Origin of the sequence: Prevotella communis, assembly GCF_022024115.1 — a bacterium.
GTDB lineage: Bacteria > Bacteroidota > Bacteroidia > Bacteroidales > Bacteroidaceae > Prevotella > Prevotella communis.
Map to the genome: position 1 here is coordinate 2,137,663 of NZ_CP091792.1, position 15,265 is coordinate 2,152,927.

Sequence of the window (15,265 nt, forward strand, 5' to 3'; positions counted from 1 at the left end):
ACCTCTAAATATGTGAATACTCAGACTTCGCATCAAAACTCGGACACGCCTTAATCCATTCGTTAGGCTCAATCATTCCGTCACCGTTCAGGTCGGGCGACGTGTCTCTGTGCCCAATGATCTTAGCATTCGGATAGAGAACACGCAGGTTCTTCAACAGAGCCTTCAACGATGCTTTCTGGTCGCCAGTCCTCGTGTCCTTGGCTTTCAACTTCTCGTAGGCAACGCCTGGCTTGTTCTCCAAGCCACCTACATAACTCACACCGATGGAGTGCGCATTATGGTTCTTGCAATGGGCACCTACAATGTTCACGTCCCTGCCCTCATGGATGCTGCCGTCTCGGAACACCACATAGTGATAACCGATATCGGAAAAGCCACGCTTCTTGTGCGAGGCACGTATCTGAGGAATCGTGCAGTCCTGTCCTTCGGGCGTAGCCGTGCAATGGACGATAATCTCGTCTATACGGCGCTTGCTCTTCTTCGGTACTGCATGTTGCTGTGTCACAGTAACCATGAGCTTCGCCATGGTGGCAGGACCAACCTTTCCGTCTATTGTCAGGTGATTCTCTCTCTGGAAGTCCTTGACGGCTTCTTCTGTCAACTTACCAAAGATACCGTCAGGAAGCAGGTGCAACGCTTTCTGCACCTGCTTCACGGTCTCACCTCTTGAACCAATCTTCAATATCGTCATAGTTCTGTCTGGTTAATTGTCATCTTTGTCGAGGATAGTGCGAGTAGCGGCCTTGCCGCCCTTGCCCTTACGCTCTTTCTTTTCTTCAAGCACGGAGTCTCTGTCTTTCATCTGTGCTCGTAGTAGCTCCAGCACTGTTTCCTTGTCAAGAACCTTAGCTAAGGCGGCAGATGCTTCGTCCATGCGCTTACGTGCTTTCTTGTCGGCTTTCTCCTTAACACTCCACGCCTCGACAACACACAGAATAATACCCCAGCCAATAGTCATCAAAGGAACATAGTACGAACCTTCCATAAACATGTCCCATGCGAAGTGAATCATCGTGTCTATGCAGACACCGATAATCAGGATTCCTTCGTAAATCAGGAACTTCGTCAGCGTTCGGCTGGCAGCATAGCTGGTATGCTCGTCACCGCGCATCTTTGCCTTGCGCCAGCCACTTACAAAATCTACCGCCATAGCAAAGATGACAGCAATCATCGCAACGACACTCAGTATATACATCACACCGAGGCCTTCAAAAATCTCTCTCATAGTCTATAAAAAACAAAAGAACAAAGTTGTCAGAATACATATCACTTCGGCCACAAACATATTCTTGTCGGCCTTTCGCTCCAAGAGGGTGTAAACCACGTAGAGCGCCCACAGAGAAAGCCACCACGGCCTGTTGAGGGCAACGAGCAGCTGAGAACAAACACCGCACAAGGCGGCGCACACATAATGTAGGGCATCACCGTGTATGGCGGTTTTGCCCTCATCTTTCGACAGCAGGGGATTGACACCTACGCCAATCACACCTGCCATCGACAGAAAGGCAAAGAACTCAGTATTTTCACTTGCGCGCTCCAACAGAAACGGCATCAGCAACAGCCCAATGCCGACCATCACGGCTGCAAAAATCCACTTGTTCCTGTCTTTCAGCAGAAACACCATCTGTGAAATGCTGTTAGGCATGTTCACGTCAAGCCAGTTCAAAAAATCCTTCATAGTCGTATCGTTTTATTATTATTCTTCTCTCTTCTTCCACTTGGTAAGCATCCAGTAAGCATTATACTTGATGGTGTCTTCCCAATACTGCGTATCTTTGTACTTCCAGAACGGACCTTCTACGGCTGTCAGCTCTATCCACTCATAGTCGCTGATGTCTAACTCGTTCTCCAAGTTGGAAGTGAACACGGAGGCGCCTGATGATTGAATGGTCTCACCAGTCCAGATACCTGCGGCATGGATAGGACCTGCGCCGCCACGCTCCGGCACGTTACAGATATAGGGCATACCGTTCTCGCCGTCATCGTCATGCTCGCCCTCGCCATCATCCTCGAAGTAGGCTTCCTGACCAGTAAGGCAGATACCTTCTGAATAGTCGGTGCGCGAGTAGTCCATATAGTCCAATGTGACAAACACACCACTCCAAGAATGGTCGGAAGGTATATTGCTGGCCATATTTGTAATCTCGATGCGCTGACCGACAAACAGATGGGGCGGCGGCAAGAAGACCCATACTTTCTTGGTGCCACCAAGCGCACAACCGATATACACTTGGTCGAACAGCAGCCTGCAGTTACGCAAGCCATAATAGACGGCAGGAGATTCACCTTCATAGATACGAACGGGATAGCCGTTGCTCTTGGCCTCGTACATCTTGACCATACCTTCCGTACTCCAGTAGTTGCTTTCGTAGGCAGCATGTTCCGGGTAGGTTACATAATGGCTCGGTGTAGTCACGAGTTTCACATTATGACTCATCAGCGCGCCATCAACTTTGATGTCACCATCACCGTCAAGAATGAACTTATCCTTCGCGCCATGCATCTTACCTTCTTTCAGGTTCACCCACCAGTTCGGATAGAAATGGCCTGTCAACTCCCAGTTGGCCATGAACGAGGCTTTGGTAGAGGCATCCTGACCATAATACACAATGGTATATTCTCCTGACTGAGCGGCAGTAAACGTCAGCGTGACCGTCCTTCTTAATCTGTAAATCCAAACTGAACTGCACATAGCAGTACTGCCCTTATAGATATTGAAGTAGCCATACTTGTTGTTGGTACCGTCGTAATAGGTAGTACCTGTAATGCGAACATTCAGAGTCACACCTCTCAGAACATAGATAGTAGCCAACTGCGCTTTGTCGTTAGAAATTGGCCCTTGGATATTCGTCCTATTGAAGTAGCCGTTCTGAATGGTGGGGTCACCCATGAACCGCGTGTAGGCAGGCGGGTTGCTGGCGCTAACGGCATTGCCGTCGGCACCTTCGCCATCGACTCGCTCAACGCCATTGATACGTCCATTGGCTGAATAGTAGTAGTCACCGGCCATCACGCCAGCGCCATTCTTGGCGAAACGAGCGAACTGTGCGCCTACCATTACAACGCCATAGTTCTCGGCGCGCGCCCAATAGTCGTTCTCGTCGCTCGGCGCATAGTGAACATTGTTCACAACGTTGGTGTCCTTCACCAGATACCAGTACTCACCATAAGCCTGAGCGTACTCGTTCCATGTGGCCATATTTGGATCATCGACAAACACAAGTGGAGTACGCGTACCGCTCTTCGTATAGGTCTGCTCGTTGTCATAGATACCGCAGGGGTAATAGGTAGGACCAGTGTCACCGTGCTTGTAAACAGGTATCTCCAGTTCGGCAAGATAGTCGCTGTGTGCTGTCGTGGCACTGTCATAAATACAGATGACCAGAGCGTCGTAGGTTCCAGCATTGATGCTCCTGCTGAGACTGCTCCAGCCAGTAGCCTTGCTGCTGAGTCTTGTAAGATAGATATAGCTGCTGCCCTTCTTTCTGAACAGACTGCAATGACAACTATAGGCTGTCTTGGCGGCACTGCCTACCTTCTTCCAGAACGTCAAACTGCCGCTGAATGTAGCAGTATTGGTGTTGCTGTCAACGGTAATACTTCCCATCGTTGACATAATGGAATAGACCTCACCGCCAGGGCCAGTACCGCCAGTGTTGCCGTTCTTCTTAATCAGTATCTCCTTCTTGGCAAGATAGGTCGTAGGAGCGGCACTTGCAAAACTGCTACTGCCGAGCGAATTACTATTGATAAATACCACAAAGGCATCATACAACGTGCCGTTCACCGTCGTACTGATGTCGGCAAACTGCTTCGTTGCAACCTTCGAACCGCTAAAGCTGATTCGCGTATAACTGTTACCCAAGCGTCTGTAAAGCGCCCAATGACACTCAAAGGCTACTGGATTGCTGCCTACTTCTTTCTTATAGAAGTCAACGGTGGCGTTCAGGGTGGCAGCAGTATTGTCTGCAGCAACGGTGATACTGTCCGACGTAGAGCGTATCTCATACTGAGGGTCTGCATCATTACCCTTCGTGTTACCGCTGATGGTGATACTCGTTGTCCTCGTAACGTCGGTACCATCAATGGTAGATTTCACGTCAATGAATATCTTTTGAGGCGAAGAGAGATTGGTACCGTTCTTGCAGTAGATTTTCACCTTGGCCGACGTGGTGCCTAAGCCTGTAATGGTGACCTTCCACATCTGGGCAGGTGTTGGCGAGCTTTCGCTGGCATAGTCAGGGCCAAGTTGATAGGATAGACTGTCAATGTAACATACAATACCGCCACTACTCTTGATGGTCTGAGCAGTGCCGCCCTTCTCTAACTTGATGTTGGCCTCGACATACTGCTCACTGGTGGTATTGCCGCTGGAGTTGCAAGTTAAACTGCCAGCAACGGTATCAATGTTGATGTTGATACTATCCTTGCCGTCATCACCTTTCGGACCTTGAATCTTTCCCATGTTCTGCCACCTCACCTGTGAGGCGGTGGCTTCGTCTGCAACCTTCATCCAAAGATAGCCGTCTACCAGATAGCCGTCACCAATGGCTTTCGTGTAACCTTCCCACGTACCGCTCTCATAGACATCAATATCATCGGCCGAATTGTTATTATGCAAGTAGGTGTCACCCTCGCTTGGCGATGATGGCAACGAACCGCCCCAGGCGATAACGCCCTTGGCTTCGCCTTTAATGCTGATGCTCCTACCGTCTTCCGACAGATAACTGTCAATGACAGGTGGCGACCATGATCCCCACACGCCGTTCTGGAAGCGGCGCTCAGTCATGTAACGGTAACGCTTCGAGCTGTCAATGGCCGTCGGTGTCGATGACCATCCGTAAAGGCTGGTGTTAGGGTCACTACCGGTATAGGTACTGGTACTGAGCGATTTGTACATACGCTCGTAACCGTCACCACTGACACCGTCCTTACGCTGTCGTCTGATGGGTATATGACCCTGCGCTCTCATTGTTGTCATATCTCAATATTCCTTTTTCGTTCATTTCCGTTTGCAGCGGTCTGCCGCTGTCTCGTGCATTTTGGTGGTGTTTTCGCCACCATGTCCTTCGGTTCTCCGAAGGAAGTAAGCGGCGGGGACAGAACCCCGCCGTCACGTCCTTACTCATAGATACTCCAGTCAATGGCATCTTTCTCTGCCCAGCCGTCATCAAGACACTGCTGAACGTATGCCACTGCGGCCAGATAGAAGCCGTTCAACTCGGCTACGCTCGTGAAGGTGTGATACACAGGGTTGCCCTCGGCATCCTCACCCATCTTGAACTTCACAGGAAGGCTTGCGCCCTCGGTCATCACAGCCACCCTCTGGGCCTCAGAGAAGTTATGCTGTTTCTCTTCACTCAGCCAGACATTGATACCTGCCTCGGCACCCTCTGGAGTCCATACAAAACCGCTCACAATCTTCTCGTCGGTTCTCGCGTTGATGTCACCGAGAACGGTCTTCTTCACTGTGTCGAAGCCAAGGTTTGGAACCTGCTTCTTGTACAGATAAACCTCAAACCACTCATAGTGATTCTTGTCAACTTTCGTCAGACCGTAGCTGACGATGTGGCGACTCTCATCCTGTCTAACAGGAGCGAAGTCTGTCAAAAGTCCATAAACTCTGTTCATAATCGTTATCCTAAAAAGTAAAACAATCTGTTTCTGTCTCTCTATGCTGCATCAGCGATACAGCCTCTTTCTATCTTGTAGAATTTCGTCATCGTCGTATCAAAGCCACCAGCCCGAAGAACATCTTCTCTCAGGAAGGTGGCACAGCGTATCTTGTAACTGTCATAATGAACCATCATGCCAAGGAAGGAGTTAATGCTTCTCCACACCTTCTCGGTATCGCTCATATCGAGATTGTTCAGACTGGTAAGCGTCCTGTGAAGGGTGTCGTTACTGATGTACGTTCTCCAAGGCTTCACAAAGGCACCAAGGAACTCCACACCGTATTTTACATCGGCAAGAATCAGCTTGCCTCTGTGCAAGTCAAGTCCAAGTTCTTCTTTCAGGAACTTCTCTATCTCAGGAACAATACTCAGCAGCCATGCCTTATCACGACTCACAACGTAGGCATCATCGACATAGCGGCCATAGTGTCTGCACTTCAACACGCGCTTCATGAACTGGTCAAAGGCATTCATATACACATTTGAGAACAGCTGACTCGTCAGATTGCCGATAGGCAGTCCACAACCTTCTGCAGTCCAGAACAGGCTCTTGTTCTTGTCAAGACCATCCCAATCGCTCTTGTCGCCCACGATCCTGCAATGGGTCTTTGGGTCAAGCATGATAATCTGACTGGTAAGCCACTTGATGAAGTCCATATCAATGACATCCTGCCACCGTTCAGTGTGCCCTGCGATTTTGTCGCAGGGTCTTAACGCCATCTTATCCAATGTCTCAATGGCAATAGCCAGCAGCTTCTTTCTGTTGATATGCATAAAGTAGCCCCTGATGTCGAGTTTCATCACATAGCACTTCTCTTGCCAGTTCCGGCTCTCTTGTCTGATATGCTGCTTCATGCGCTCAATGCCGTAGTGTGTGCCACGGCCAGGAATACAACTGTAGGTGTCCTGAATGAAGGTGCGCTCAAACAGTCTGTTGGTATAGTTATAGTAAAGATGATGCACAATTCTGTCACGGAACTGAGCAGCGAAGACCTCACGCTTCTTGGGGCGTTCTATGATAAAACACGAAGAGGGTTCTGGCACATACTGATGACTCAGCAATGCGTCGGCAAGCGCTTCGAGATTCTTGTCAAGGTCTCTCTCGAAAGTGCGCACGTATGCCTTACTCGTCTTACCCTTCTTCGCACATGCAAAGGCGACGTGTAAGTCAAGTATCAAAGCCTTTCTTGTCAGTCTATATGCCATAATATCCTTTCGTTTTCTATTTCAATATTTTCAGTTTGCGACGTGGTTTCCCAGCGTCGTTATTCAGATGTCGGTAAATGCTGAACAGCCCGCACAGAGAAGCCGTTGCGCCGATTGTTGTTGTTCTGAGGATTGACATTCGAACTATTGAAGTTCAAGTTGCGCGCATTCGTGGCAGAGTTGTACGTGGACGACCAGTAGTTGCCGTTCGATCCGCGATTGTTGAGCGACGTACCATCGTAGTTGCCAGCCGCAGGAAAGAATCCCCAATGGCCAGTTGTCACCTATTATGACAGAAGGAAAGAATTGCAGTTGCAAAGCCATCCTCCGTACCTTATTTTTCCCACCGTTTAGTATGTTGCCATGTTATGGCAACCAGCAGGACGGACAACCTATGAATTTGCCTAAATCTGAACAGCCTTGTAAAAGAACGCACCTCGTTTCATAGCGTGAGGCCCCGCTTTCTCAGGGTTATAGCAATGCCGCTATCTGTTGTTTCATCCTACTGATAAACTCGATATTCTGAGCAGGGGTGCTCGCCTCAACAGGGTACGACAGAATCTGTGACGCAATGTGAAACAGTCCTGAACGTCCAAGGTTCGCACTCTGGCTATTGCCATTCGTAATATCTTTCTGACCTTTGGCCTTCTTAGGCTATGCAACAGGCAACGACTCGCGCCAAGCAGCGTAAGCAGCTTCCATGTCAGCCACATCACTCGAAGCATCGGCTTCGGGAAGTTCAACCTCCACAATCAGGTCATCACCTTCAATCGTCTGAACGCTCTTGTACGAAGGTATGTACTTACTCAACGACTGCAAAGGAAAGCCGTACATCACATACTCCTTATCCTTGCCAGTGTATCGCTGTACCTTCGGTGTGGGAGCGCCCTCACCAACGCAACAGACGGTGCAGACAAGCCACGCACTCCAGTCATAGACATGATAGAAGCTACCGTCTTTGTTAAGCAGAATCTTGTTCTTGCTCTCTTCGTCGCTGCGCATCTTTTCATATTCAATCGCTGCAACCAGTTTCATAAATCATCTTCGTTTAATGAGTGAATAATTATTTTTGTAGTCGTTTCCTCTGACCATGCCGCGCCGCCCTTGTGGGTCGGCGGTAATCGGCATGGCCAAAGAAAACGAGTGTAGGCAAATTCTACTGAACAGCCCGCACAGAGAAGCCGAGGCGCCGATAGCTGTAGTTCTGAGGAAGGACATTCGAACTATAGAAGAGCAAGAGGCGCGCATTCGTGGCAGAGTAGTACGTGGACGACCAGTAGAGGCCGTACGATCCGCGATCGTAGAGCGACGCACCATCGTAGAGGCCAGCCGCAGGAAAGAACAGCGTGTTACCATTCACATTCGAGGTAAAAAGCCGACCAGCGACACCATTCATCGTAGTCCATACGCAGGTACAGTTGTCATACAACTCCTGGAACTCAGAAGCAGTAGGCAAACGCCAAGGCTGACCAAGGTTAGCACGAGCCATGTCCTGACTCAGCGACAGGTTGGCGCTAATAGAGGCGGCAGGTGTGGTGTCATACACGGCCTGAGAGAAGTCGTAGCCGCTTCCTTCTGCATGACCTTCTGGATTGCCCCAAGAGAAATACAGGCCGTAGCCTTCTGGAGTGGCTGCACCGATGTTACAACGCGCCCACTTCAAACCGCTGGGCAGGCCCATATCAACCATATCCTCGAAATCGTTGGCCAACTTCTCTCGACTGATGATATTCCAGTTCGTACCGTCATACTGCATCATGGCAACGGTTCCACTGGTGATGACACCTGCTTCCAGGGCGGCACCATGCAGGAAGATAGGCTTTGCGCCTGTGCTGCTGACATTCAGCGTAGCACCGTCAACGCTAACGTCTAAGTTGAAGAACACGCTTACGATAGCATTTTTCAGCAACACGAAATTGCTGATGCTAACGGTCTTAGCTGCTGTGGCAGCAGCGGTAGAGCAAACGCCATAGCCCATGCCAAGGCGCGCACCGTCGGCAATAGCGGCAGTGATAGCCTGAACGCTCATACGCCGGATGCTTCCACCAACTTCAACCAAAATCTTGTCATTACTGGTAAGGGAGCCGCTGGCGGCAGGAGCCTCACCCAAATTCTTCATTTCTGGCATAATTCTAATGTGTTAAATAAATAATGATTATTCAAAGAGGCAACTGTGCCCTGCGTTCTACGCAGGGACTCACAGCTACTCAGTCCAAGCAACATCGGCAGTCACCTCGACATCATACATCTCACCGTTACGGTCGGTATGTGTCGTGCTTACAGTGATTGTGTCGGTACTGCTGCTGGCAAGGGCAGTCCAGTTCTGCACGTTCATCACTTTCAGACTCCACGTAGGATTCTTGCCGGTCAGCGAATACTCGCTGTTGTCACTCATCTTCACCACGTAGGCCTGAACGGTAACAGGATTGCCGTCGCTGACCTCGGTGTTGGCACTGGTGATACGCAACTGAACGTCAAACTGGTCGCCTGCGTCGGTCAGCTTCACAGAGGCTTTGGCCACTGGCTGGGCATTGGTATTAACGCCGGGGTCTTCAAGATAGAAGTAGGCGGTCAGCATGGCCATGCCGCTGATGTCGGCACGAGTGATACTCTTCGTGGCCTGATAGAACGGCGAGTGACTGGTGGCCTTCACGGCATTACCAATGAAGCCGCTCTCGTTGTTCAGCACCTTGATCCAGAAATTCTGAACGTCGGCGGCACCCAAATGCAACTCACCGCGAACGGTGGTGCTCGGCGAATCAAGAGTCAACAGCTGACTGTCGGCAACCAGCGTAGCGTAGTAGCTCGAAGAGCCACCCTTCACAATCTCAATCGTCAGCACTTGGCTCATGTCATAGCCTACATTGTCTACGACGGCCTTACACTCAAAGCGCAACTCGTCATTCCAAGTGTTCGTGGCCGAAGCAAGGTTCTTGATGATACGGATTTCACCAGTAGTTGGAATCCAGGCAAAAGCACCATTATGATTGCTGCTCACATAATAGGTCTTGCTGTCGGCCTCGTAGGTCGTACTGCCCCAAGCGATAAGCGAGTCATTGTAGTACCACTTCGCATCATCCATCACAACGGTCTTACCCTTGGCACTACGCATCACAGGGGTACGGGTGGGCTGGTTGGCGGCGGTGTTCCAGTTGGGACTCACGCTGCCAAGACCTGTTGGGTCGTAGCCCTGCCACAAGGCAATGCCGTTGGTGTTCATCGACAGGTTGATAACATCACCTGTTCGCAGGCGTCGCACGGTTATGCTTCCCTGCGCAGAAAAATTCATTGCTCCCATATAATCTCATTATTAGAGGTTTTCAACCTGATGCTTTCCAGCGACTCAGGATAACCGCCAAGATACGTGCAGCGGTCTTCCATACTGCCATTCAAAAGCTGGTTCTGCATCACTTCTTTCTCATTCAGCAGCACCTTATTGTCTGCTGTCACCTTATGGCCGTCAAGTTTGAACTCAGCGGCCACGGCGCGCGTCTTGTCTATCAACGTATATCTCATAGCCCTATTCTCCTTAGTTAAAGATGAATGGCACATTGTTCTCGTCACAATAGACCTTACCACCATCAGAAGCACTCTCCTTGGCGATAAGATGCTTACCCTTTACCTCACTCTCTACCCACTGGTCAATCTCAGCGGTAGTGTAGTCCAGACCAAGGCCTGCCTGACCAAGATTGTACTCGGTGGTCTCGCCCTCGTTCTGCGTGTTGACGGTGTTACTGCCTACGGCCTGCGTCTTCCATAGAATCTTGATGGCACAAGCGGGATGGTCGAGGACATTACCTTCATAACGGCCTTGCAGAACGTCAATACGGTTCACGTCGGAAGGAGCGACACCTGCAGCATTGACAGGGGTGAGCTGATAGTCACCGTTGTGACGCTTCATGCCAAACGACTGTCTTGCCACCTCGGTAGTGCCGTGCTTGGCGATAAGCACATACTCTTCCTTCTCTATCAGGCGAAGGTCGATATTTAGCTGTGTCAGCGACATAGAGATAACCTCGTTCAGGTCCGACGTACTGATCTGCGTCAGAGCGCCAGTGCTGGCGTTCACGCGATACAACTCCAAGGTGTAGCCGCTATTCTGCAACGTAGTGCCTCGACGAACCTCAATGGGAATAGCCTGTCTGTAGCTGGTATCATCGTCGGCAGCTTCTTCGGCAGCATCGGTATGGACTATCTGACCGTGGGCTACCATGTAGTGATACAGGTGCAGTTGGTCTCTAATGGGGTCGTACTCCAAGGCTGGGTCAACACAGATACTAAGGCTCCACTGGTCTTTGCTCTTGTCAGTAGTTCTAAGAACGATAGGACCTGCGGTAACAGGAATGTTTAGGTTGGTACGTGGGTCGTTGATGACACCCTCGAAGGTCAGCTCACAACGCTCACCGACAGGGATATTCTTATACACCGTCAACGTACCTTTCAGCGAGTCATTGGTGTTCCTGATAGCGTAGCAGTCAGTCCATGCCTGAATGGTGGTGATGTCAACGCCGTTCACATACCACTTCATGTTGGCAAGGAACTGGTTGCCTCTGGCATTGACCATACTGCCATCATCGGCATTCAGCTCAATTATGGGGCGAACCATACAGGGGCTACCAACACCGCTCGACGTGCCGCCACGGTCTGGCTCGTAGCTCTGCGTCTCTGCGTCATAGACCTGCGTGAACGGGCTGCTGCTGCCAGTATGGCAAATCATGGAAGTCGCCACAGTCAGCGGCGAAAAGGTTCTTCTCAGTCTTCTTTTTTCTGTCTTCATATCTCGTAACTATTAATAGTTTTTCGTTCTCTCTCAGCTACGGGTCTATACCTCCACCTGCGCCTGCGCAATGACGGTGTTGTTCTTCTTCGCCTTGATGATGAAGATGGTAGGCACCTCGTCGCCAAGGTCATTAGTAGAGGCATTGTTGGTGTAGCGAATGGTAAAGGTGCCGTCGAAAGCCTGGGCGCGCTGGGTGGCGTTCCAAACAGCATCTTCTGCAGCATCACCGCTGTCACGCTCTATAGTCCAGTCATCAACCTTGTCGGTCACGTCTTCCTCACCGTAGTACACGGTGCAAGTCAGCTCGTTCTCTTCGCCAATATCCATGAAGTCGCCAAGGCTCAACTGCAAGTCTATCTTCACGACATTGCCGCTGATGGGAGTCCAATCGTCGCAGTCGAAGGCTGGCTCTTCATCGGTCTCGTCTTCAAGACACTCCCACAGGATGCCGTAGTTATACACCCTACTGGTTTCGAGGTCGTCCTTCCACTCCTTCAACATCTTCTTCCACAAGTCCAAGTCGCTCAACGACGCATTGGCAGGAGAAAGGCGCTCAGTCAGCCACATGGCCTTGCTGAAACTCTCGAAGTGATAGGGGTCGCTGATGGTGTCACCCTGAACATACGTTCCTTCCCAAGTGCGCACATGCTTCAACTCATTGGCCTGCTTCTCGGTCATCCTGCCTGCTGTCACCTCAATGGTGAGGTTGGCATCACTCAGCGTTCCGTCATGCTCGTACTCACCGCCTACACCGTTGTAGGTGGCAGTAGGAGAATCGTTCCAGATTCCTCGATCAACCTTCACCACGGCACAGGGGTAGTAGATGTGGTGCTGATGCTCGTAGAAGATGGTGTTCACATACAGACTCGGCATCTTCTTGTCGCGAGTGCTGGGAAGAATACCGGCATCGTCAAGAATCGTCGGCAAGATACCAAGACACAGAGCATAGTTGTCGGCTCTTAACTTTGGCTGGTCAACATTCCAGTAGTAGGTGATGCGCTTGTCGGTGGTGCTCAGCTCCCACAGGCCCTGTCTGTCGGGGTCGGTAGTATTACCGCGCTTGGCAACGGTCATCATCGGCTGTGGAGCGAAGTTCTGATTTCCAGGAACCATATTGTCCTCCCACAGCTGCACCGTCACCTCGTCTGGCTCCATGCCGTCATTCAGCGTCACACCGCCTTCAACGACACGCATCCATGAGGTGTAGTACATATAACTGCCACCGCTCTCCTGTAGGTCATCAACCTTGCCGTAGAGGATGTCATACTCACCAAAGCTGGTGTGTCTGCCCTCTTTCTCCTTGTGAATCTTCAACGTGTAGGTACCGTCGCCATTATCCACAACATCCTCGATATCGCCACCACCACTGAAGAGGTAGTCTTGCTCCATCACTTGGATCATGTTGTAGATAAGTTTGGCAACACGCATCCAACCGCGCACGTCCAAGCCGTCGGTGGCGATAACGCCTGTCTCGGCATCCATGTAGATGCCTGTGCCGTTCATGTCTGGAGAACCGCCAAGACTCTTCAAGATGCTGGTGAAGATGATGTCGGTGGCGGTCATGCGCTGTTCAATAGTCAAGTTACCAAGAACCTTCTGAATGACCTTCAAGTTCATGAAGTCACCGAGGCCGTTAGTAAGGATGGCAGCACCGTTATCATCGACACCTGCCACGTTTCGAGCGTAGGTACCGAACTCAGCAATGGCCTGTGACAACAGACCTTGCGCGAAGGTAATCTTACCCTGCGCCACATCATCGACAACCTTACTCAGCTTGTCTTTCAACTGGCGGGCGATACTCTCGAAACTGGCTGTGAAGTCGGCATTGGCTTCGTGAATCTTCACTTCGACCTTCTCCATTAGCGTAGCCTCGACATCATCATTGAGCTGTATCTCATACTGAGGGATGCAATAGTCATTGTCGCCTCCTTCTCCTTCCTTGATGACCAACTGACTGATAGTGACTGCGGCTTCCTGTATGCCAAGTTCAGTATCAGAGAACATCAGCTTCATGCCCTCAGTCAGACTGTCGCTCAAATCGGGATGCTCAGCCATGAAGATATTGTCTATCTCTGGTTGGTAGGTGTACTTCTCGTGGTCGTTCTCACTCAACCATTGCTGGGCAGCGGCCAGAAGACGTTGCTCGGCGGCTTCTACATACACGTCGGGCATCGAGATACCACTCAGAATGAAGTAGTCGCCAGCCAGCACTTGGAAGGTGCGGTTCGGGTAGTACATATTGATAGCGTTGTCATAGACACGCTGTAACGTCAGCTCATAGCCTGCGCTGACCCACTGAGGGTCTTTCTGCTTCACACTCAGTATCTCGAACTTGCCGTGGTCGCTCATACACATGCCACTGGTCATTTCGATATACGGTGTCTCGCCATTGATGCGCTGGTCCCAGATATTGAAGCCTACATTGGGAATAGTGATTTTGAACGAGGTGGTCATGGCCACGCCGTCGGTATCATGAGAGCCGTCTTCGTAAGTGCCGTCCTCGCTGACACCATTATCCTGAATGGTGGAACCTTCCACGACTCTATCCAAGGCACCGCTGTTGCCATAGCTCACCGTGCCATAGAAGCCGTCGAGACCCTGCAACTGTGAGGCGTTCATGCCTACCAGCGAAGGATAAATCTCTTCCCACTCTTCATCGCTGCCGTCAAAGAACTTCTCACCGTCCTTCTCGCCGTAGATGTCGCTGCTTTCACTGGTGATATAAGCATCCCAAGGATGTGTGCTCCAGGCAGAGTAAGGAAGCATCAGCTTAGGCATATACTTGCTCTCCAGTATGCTCCTGCCCTGCTTGAACATTTCAGGATGCAGTTCTGGGTCAAACAGTTCAGGATGCTTGCGCTTATAGTACTCATTATAGAAGCGATAGGGGATATTACGCTCAGAACCGTAGGCGCGCAACTTCGTCACAATCTTCTGCTCAGTGTTCACCGTCTGCGTCAGCATCTTCAAGCCGTGACCCTTGCCATAGATGAAGGTATGGTCGGCGGTCGTCTGACGAGCGCCAAGGGTGATAATCCTGTTACGGATGGTGAAGTTGACCTTGAAGATATTGTTGAACTGAGCCATCGCGTTCCACACGCTCGTTCCGGCACTGACAGAGAAGTTCTGGTCTTTCTTGATGCTGGCATCCTGACCATACTGAACCTTCCATACGTTCTTGCCGTACTTGTTATCCAAGCAGGCCTGAACACGATTACCGAAGTCCTGAACCTTCGACACGTAGAAGTCGAAGACGCTCAGACCTGTGTAGTGAATGAGGTTGTCATCCTGCACGTAGTCGGTAAACTGACAGTCTTCCAACTCGCCGTTGGTGCTCTTGAACTTGATGCTGTCATAGACAATGGCTGTGCCAGTGGCTCCACTCCTTGCCTGACGCTTCACGGCAGGGATATAGTTCAAGACAAAGGTGTCACCGCGATAGACGATAATATCACCTATCTCGAAGTTCACAGGGTATGGCGACTGAACAGTGACAGAGAGGTAACGGTCTGCCATATACTGACCGTTATACTCCAACTTACGAACAACGGCCTTGACCGTCGTACCAGTCTTATCGTATATATTCCACTCTCTTGCCATC

Annotated in this window: 13 protein-coding genes; all 13 read right to left on the reverse strand. The window is 50.6% G+C overall.

Annotated features, from left to right (window positions below; translation table 11 throughout):
• Nucleotides 1–4: 4 nt before the first annotated feature.
• Entirely contained in the window at nucleotides 5–694 is a 690-nt protein-coding gene (locus L6468_RS08785; RefSeq protein ID WP_237792973.1) for a peptidoglycan recognition protein family protein, read from the reverse strand.
• Between the two features lie 12 nt (nucleotides 695–706).
• Nucleotides 707–1,228, reverse strand: coding sequence for a phage holin family protein (locus L6468_RS08790; RefSeq protein WP_237792974.1), 522 nt, complete (start codon nucleotides 1,226–1,228; stop codon nucleotides 707–709).
• Between the two features lie 3 nt (nucleotides 1,229–1,231).
• Nucleotides 1,232–1,681 carry a hypothetical protein gene (locus L6468_RS08795; RefSeq protein WP_237792975.1) on the reverse strand — a complete coding sequence of 150 codons (450 nt, stop codon included), beginning with the start codon at nucleotides 1,679–1,681 and terminating at the stop codon, nucleotides 1,232–1,234.
• Between the two features lie 18 nt (nucleotides 1,682–1,699).
• The gene (locus L6468_RS08800; protein WP_237792976.1) at nucleotides 1,700–4,984 is read right to left on the reverse strand and encodes a dihydrofolate reductase family protein; all 3,285 of its coding nucleotides are present in this window, start codon (nucleotides 4,982–4,984) and stop codon (nucleotides 1,700–1,702) included.
• 140 nt (nucleotides 4,985–5,124) lie between these two features.
• Entirely contained in the window at nucleotides 5,125–5,634 is a 510-nt protein-coding gene (locus L6468_RS08805) for a DUF4376 domain-containing protein (RefSeq protein ID WP_237792977.1), read from the reverse strand.
• Between the two features lie 41 nt (nucleotides 5,635–5,675).
• Entirely contained in the window at nucleotides 5,676–6,884 is a 1,209-nt protein-coding gene (locus L6468_RS08810; protein WP_237792978.1) for an RNA-directed DNA polymerase, read from the reverse strand.
• Nucleotides 6,885–6,943: 59 nt separating this feature from the next.
• Nucleotides 6,944–7,168, reverse strand: a complete 225-nt coding sequence (locus L6468_RS08815) for a hypothetical protein (protein WP_237792979.1) — start codon at nucleotides 7,166–7,168, stop codon at nucleotides 6,944–6,946.
• A gap of 370 nt (nucleotides 7,169–7,538) precedes the next feature.
• On the reverse strand, nucleotides 7,539–7,919 hold the full coding sequence (locus L6468_RS08820) for a hypothetical protein (RefSeq protein ID WP_237792980.1): 381 nt from the start codon (nucleotides 7,917–7,919) through the stop codon (nucleotides 7,539–7,541).
• 121 nt (nucleotides 7,920–8,040) lie between these two features.
• On the reverse strand, nucleotides 8,041–9,012 hold the full coding sequence (locus L6468_RS08825) for a DUF1566 domain-containing protein (protein ID WP_237792981.1): 972 nt from the start codon (nucleotides 9,010–9,012) through the stop codon (nucleotides 8,041–8,043).
• 75 nt (nucleotides 9,013–9,087) lie between these two features.
• Entirely contained in the window at nucleotides 9,088–10,182 is a 1,095-nt protein-coding gene (locus L6468_RS08830; protein ID WP_237792982.1) for a hypothetical protein, read from the reverse strand.
• A complete protein-coding gene (locus tag L6468_RS08835; protein ID WP_237792983.1) occupies nucleotides 10,170–10,400 on the reverse strand; it encodes a hypothetical protein in 231 nt (76 codons plus the stop codon). Before L6468_RS08835 ends, L6468_RS08830 begins: the two co-directional genes overlap by 13 nt.
• 13 nt (nucleotides 10,401–10,413) lie before the next feature.
• Complete coding sequence (locus tag L6468_RS08840) at nucleotides 10,414–11,661, reverse strand: hypothetical protein (RefSeq protein WP_237792984.1); 1,248 nt, start codon at nucleotides 11,659–11,661, stop codon at nucleotides 10,414–10,416.
• 45 nt (nucleotides 11,662–11,706) lie between these two features.
• Nucleotides 11,707–15,264 (reverse strand): hypothetical protein, encoded by a 3,558-nt coding sequence (locus L6468_RS08845; RefSeq protein ID WP_237792985.1) that lies wholly within the window; start codon nucleotides 15,262–15,264, stop codon nucleotides 11,707–11,709.
• Nucleotide 15,265: the final 1 nt, after the last annotated feature.